Raw genomic sequence first — 2,808 nt, forward strand, 5'->3', positions numbered from 1 at the left:
GCCAAGGGCGGGCTGGCCAACGCTGGCGCCAATCGCATCGTCGACCTGAGTTTCGATGGGAAGCCAATTGATCGCAATCAGAAATTCGTCGTTGCGACCAACAATTACCGGGCTGGCGGCGGCGGCAATTTCCCCGACATCAATGCCTCGAAGATCATCTACGAGGCGCCGGACACCAATCGCGATGTCATCGTCCGCTATATCGTCAGCGAGGGCACGATCAATCCGTCGGCGGACGACAACTGGTCGTTCGCACCGCTGCCTGGAGCCAGCGCCGTCTTCGAAACCGGCCCCAGGGCCAAGGATTTCATCGCGCAGGTGAAATCGCTGAAGATCGAACCGGCGGGCGAGGGCGAGGCGGGCTTCGCGAAATACCGCATCCTGCTTTGAAGGGTAGCTTCGAGGCGGCTCGATCCAAGCCCCTTACGGCGTGGATTGATCCGAGCCGAAACGTTCCTTGATGTCAGGCATGACGAGATCCAGCGCATCCGTGGAATGCCGCCGGAATAGCCGTCCGGCAGTTGCTTGATCAGTTCGGGATCGTCGAGCCCTTGCGAAAAGTCGCCGCCGGAATAAGGGCCGAGCAGATAGACGCGGCTGTCGACTCCTTGCATGCGATCGAGAAACCGGTTCGGCCACCCCCACATCCATTTCGCGACGTTGACGGGGATGAGCAAGGTGCCTTTGCGGCAGGCATCCGGAACGTAGCCGGTCCAGCCAATTGCGGCATAGCGCAGGATGCATTGCGTCAGCGATGCGCGGCTTAGCGTATGCATGTCCGGCAGCGCAGCCTTGACCGCGGCAATCGGCTTGTCGCCGCCATAGACCGAGAGATAACCGCGCTCGGCTGGTGCCAGCGTGGCAAGCCATGCGGCCAGCTTTTCGCCTTCGCCCGGATCGTTGCTCTTGACGTTGATGTTGAAGCGGCGGGCCGGGAAGTGCGTCAGAACCTCATCCAGGGATGGCATCATGCCGATACCTTTGCCGCGGAATGGAAAGGTCTTGCCGCCATCCGCCGTATAGCCATAGCCGACATCGAGGGCCTTCAACTCGGCCATGGAATGGCTGCGCGTTTCTCCCGTGCCTTCCGTGCGGCAATCCAGCGTCCAGTCATGGAAGACGGCGAACTTGCCGTCCGTCGTCGGGTGAACATCCAGTTCGAGCGCGTCGGCGCCCAGCGCAAAGGCGGCCTCCATCGAGGGAATTGTGTTTTCGAGGTAGCCATGGCGCGGCGGCAACATGCGACTGGCGGTACAAGTCTGTCCTGTCATGCCTGCGCGCAAATAGTCCTGGGCAAGGCCGCGATGGGCAAGCATCTCCGGCTTGCCGGCGGGGCGATTCGATAACAGCGAGGTGTTGTTGAGCCAGATGCCCACCGCAGCGACAACAATGACGCCGAAGAAGATCGTCCGTCTGCGCATCAGGTGATTTCCGATTCGTCCGTCCTGCCCGGCATTCTGCTTCGCGATCGGACTTTTTGACGGCGACGGCGCGGCGATGTCGAGATCATGCTCGACATAGCCTGGTCAAGAGCGTGTCGGCTTACGCCTTGTAGACCACCTGGCGCACGTCGATGTAGCTGGCGCGGAAGCCAGCCTCGCAATAGTGCAGGTAGAACTCCCAGAGTTTCTTGAAGCGGTCGTCGAAGCCGAGCGGGACGATCTTTTCCCATGACGCCCAGAACCGGTGGCGCCACTCGGCAAGCGTGCGCGCGTAGTCGTCCGGAAACACGCGCTCGCGCAGATGGGCAAGGCCATGATCCTTGCCCAGTGCCTTCAGGATCGACGGTGTCGGCAGCATGCCGCCCGGGAAGACGTAGCGCTGGATGAAATCCGGCCTGGCGCGATAGGTGTCGTAGGCGGCTTCGTTGATGGTGATGATCTGCAGGCCGGCGGTGCCGCCAGGCCTTAGACAGGCCTTCATCTTGCCGAAAAACACCGGCCAGTATTTCTCGCCGACCGCCTCGAACATCTCGATCGAGGCGATGCGGTCATAGGTGCCGGTTTCGTCGCGATAATCCTGCAGCTTGATGTCGACCTTGTCGGCAAGGCCAGCCTTGGCGATGCGAGCCGTGGCAAAATCGTGCTGCTCGCGGCTGATCGTCAGCCCGGTCACGCGGCAGCCGATCTCGCGCGCCGCGAATTCGGCGAAGCCACCCCAACCGCAACCGATTTCCAGCACATGGTCCTTCGGACCGATCCCTGTATCCTTCGCCAGAGCGCGATATTTGGCGGCCTGGGCGCCTTCCAGGTCGTTGGCACCGGTGGTGTAGAGCGCCGAGGAATAGGTCATGCTCGGATCGAGCCATTCCTTGTAGAAGGCGTTGCCGAGGTCGTAATGCGCCGAGATATTGCGTTTCGAACCGGTGCGCGTGTTCTGGTTGAACCAGTGGCGGATGCGCTGGACGGTGTTGATCAGCCAACTGGTGCCGCCCGCGATACTCTCGCCAATGACCGAATTGACCACGAACAGCTCCAGGAAGCTGGTCACATCAGGGCTTTCCCAATCGCCGTCCATATAGGATTCGGCAACGCCGATCGTGCCGCCGGAAAAGGCGCGGCCGGGCAAGCGCCAATTCTTCAGCACCAGTTCGGCATCCGGGCCAGGTCCCTTGCCGCCGACGAGCACGGCGCGGCCGTCCGGCAGCCTCACCCTGAGCGAACCGCGAGGCAGGTTCATTGCCGCCGACAGCACCATGCGCGCTTTCGCTGGAAGGCCTTTGACGATCTCGGCGAAGTTGAATTCATCGAGCCTGACCGCGTCGCTCAATGCTACGCTAAAATGTTCCTTTTGCGCCATCTCATGCCC

The 2,808-nt window shown here is 61.5% G+C and carries 2 protein-coding genes and 1 pseudogene; 1 reads left to right on the plus strand and 2 read right to left on the minus strand.

Features of this window, described 5'->3' with window-relative positions; genetic code table 11:
* Nucleotides 1-390: 5'-nucleotidase C-terminal domain-containing protein (locus tag EN750_RS27730; RefSeq protein ID WP_189526504.1), on the plus strand; the 390-nt coding region annotated here is incomplete at its 5' end.
* 33 nt (nucleotides 391-423) lie between these two features.
* On the opposite strand, the pseudogene EN750_RS27735 reads toward EN750_RS27730, so the two are convergent.
* Both EN750_RS27735 and EN750_RS27740 read right to left on the minus strand, forming a co-directional pair.
* Nucleotides 424-1,421, minus strand: a pseudogene (locus tag EN750_RS27735) (glycerophosphodiester phosphodiesterase family protein).
* Nucleotides 1,422-1,542: 121 nt separating this feature from the next.
* A complete protein-coding gene (locus tag EN750_RS27740; RefSeq protein WP_127398605.1) occupies nucleotides 1,543-2,799 on the minus strand; it encodes a cyclopropane-fatty-acyl-phospholipid synthase family protein in 1,257 nt (418 codons plus the stop codon).
* Nucleotides 2,800-2,808 lie beyond the last annotated feature (9 nt).

The sequence above is a fragment of the Mesorhizobium sp. M7A.F.Ca.ET.027.03.2.1 genome, from assembly GCF_003999175.1.
Classification (GTDB): domain Bacteria; phylum Pseudomonadota; class Alphaproteobacteria; order Rhizobiales; family Rhizobiaceae; genus Mesorhizobium.